At 62.3% G+C, this 1828-nt stretch carries 3 protein-coding genes; 2 read left to right on the top strand and 1 reads right to left on the bottom strand.

Annotated features, from left to right (window positions below; all coding sequences use genetic code 11):
* Positions 1–606: MORN repeat-containing protein (locus A2I95_RS34995; RefSeq protein WP_367153195.1), on the top strand; the 606-nt coding region annotated here is incomplete at its 5' end.
* A gap of 55 nt (positions 607–661) precedes the next feature.
* Here the strand turns inward: A2I95_RS34995 and A2I95_RS34990 are convergent.
* Positions 662–1327 carry a pyridoxamine 5'-phosphate oxidase family protein gene (locus tag A2I95_RS34990; protein WP_291737164.1) on the bottom strand — a complete coding sequence of 222 codons (666 nt, stop codon included), beginning with the start codon at positions 1325–1327 and terminating at the stop codon, positions 662–664.
* Between the two features lie 96 nt (positions 1328–1423).
* Between A2I95_RS34990 and A2I95_RS34985 the strand changes: the two genes are divergently transcribed.
* On the top strand, positions 1424–1828 hold a 405-nt coding region (locus A2I95_RS34985; RefSeq protein WP_291737162.1), incomplete at its 3' end, for a GntR family transcriptional regulator.

Below are 1828 nucleotides of genomic sequence, written 5' to 3'. Positions count from 1 at the left end.
ACCTATACCGGCGAATGGGTGAAGGGGCAGATCGAAGGCAAAGGCAAAGCGGTCTATCCGGACGGGTCGGTTTATGAGGGCGATTTCCGCGATGACCTGGCTGAGGGCCAGGGCAAGATCACCTATCCCGACGGCTCCACCTACCAAGGCGCTTGGATGGCCGGCGTGATCGAAGGCAAAGGCACCGCGACCTACCCCAACGGCATCACCTATACCGGGGATTTTCAGAACGCCAAGAACCATGGCCAAGGGGTGATGACCTATGCCGACGGTTACCGCTACGAGGGCGGCTGGCAGGACGGGCAGCGCCATGGCGACGCCAAGGTGACCTATGCCGATGGCTCGGTCTATACCGGCCAGTTCGCGGACAGCCAGCGGCACGGCCAGGGCAAGATCGAAATGCCCGACGGCTTCGTCTACGAAGGCAGCTGGCAAGAGGGCAAGATCTTTGGCGAGGGTGTAGCGACCTATGCCAATGGCGACGTTTACGAGGGCAGCTTTGTCAACGGCAAGCGGCAGGGGTCGGGCACGATGAAATACGCCAGCGGCCAGCAGGCGGACGGCACTTGGGAAAACGGCGCGTTGGTGAGTCGCGAAACCGAGTAAGCAAAAAACGTTAAGCCAAATCAACAGGTGCGCCTAAAAGCGCACCTGCTCTCTTTCAGCCAATGCGGATGCGGCTCAGGTGATCGGGCATTGCCACGCCTTCCAGATTGGCAGGGTCCGGCTGCGGCGGCTTAAGCTCCATTGCCATTGGCACCACCCCGGCCCAGATCGGCAGCGCGTAATCCTCCTCGTCATCCTTGGGCGGGCCGGAACGGATCTTGGCGGCGCCTTCCTCAATCGGCATTCGCAGCAGGGCTGTTGCTTTCAGCTCCTGGCCGGTCATCGGGCGCAGCGCGTCCCAGCGGCCCGGGAAGATATGATCCACCATGGTTTTGAGGCTGGCAGCCTTGGCGTCTTCATCTGTCACCTTCTCCGCCACGCCGAACAGCATGGCAGAGCGGAAGTTGACCGAGTGGTGGAAGGCCGAGCGCGCCAGCACATAGCCATCCATGCAGGTGACTGTCAGACAGACATCTGACCCTTGCATGGCGCGGATAGCGCGGCTGGCTGCGGAGCCGTGCCAATACACGTGATCGCCCTCGCGCCATTGCAGCGTCGGCAAAACCGACGTGCTGCCATTGATCTGGTAGCCGATATGGCCAAGCGGCATGGCATCGAGCACCTGATAGACGGCTTCGCGGTCATAAAGCCCGCGCTCATGCGCGCGGCGCAGGCGGCTGCGTTCGGATTTCAAAGCGGTTTCCGGTTCGGGCTGGCTCATCGGCTGATCTCTTGTTCTTGATTGTCTTTTCACGACAGCTATGCGCAAATTGGCCTATGATTAAGTTCCAGTTTCTTGCAAAATCGGCAGTCCACTGTGATTGATCTGTCCTCTGTGCTTTCCAGCACAAATGCTGAACCGCTGTATCAGCAGATTGTTTCGGCACTGCGCCGCCGGATCAGTGAGGGCAGCCTGGCGATCGGCACCCGGCTGCCGTCATCGCGGGCGCTGGCGCAGGATCTGGGGGTGGCACGGTCCACTGTGGTGACGGCCTATGACCAGCTGGTGGCCGAGGGGTTCGCCGAACCCCGGCGCGGAGCGGGTATCTTTGTCTGCGATGTGGCACCGATCCGCCCGCCCGAGGCCCCGTCCCGGCCTTTGCCGGCGGTGACACCGCCTGCCCCGGGCATGCTGCAGCCCGGCGCGCCGGACCCGGAGGTATTTCCGGCCCGGCCCTGGGCGCGCTGTGTTTCACGTGTGGCAAGAATGGATCCGTTGAGC

It is taken from the genome of Leisingera sp. F5, assembly GCF_001593695.1.
This window is presented reverse-complemented; position numbering and strand designations above follow the sequence as displayed.

Coding starts and splice junctions, on each gene's coding strand:
- A2I95_RS34990 (WP_291737164.1), bottom strand. CDS start 1,327: ATGAGCCAGCCCGAACCGGAAACCGCTTTGAAATCCGAACGCAGCCGC.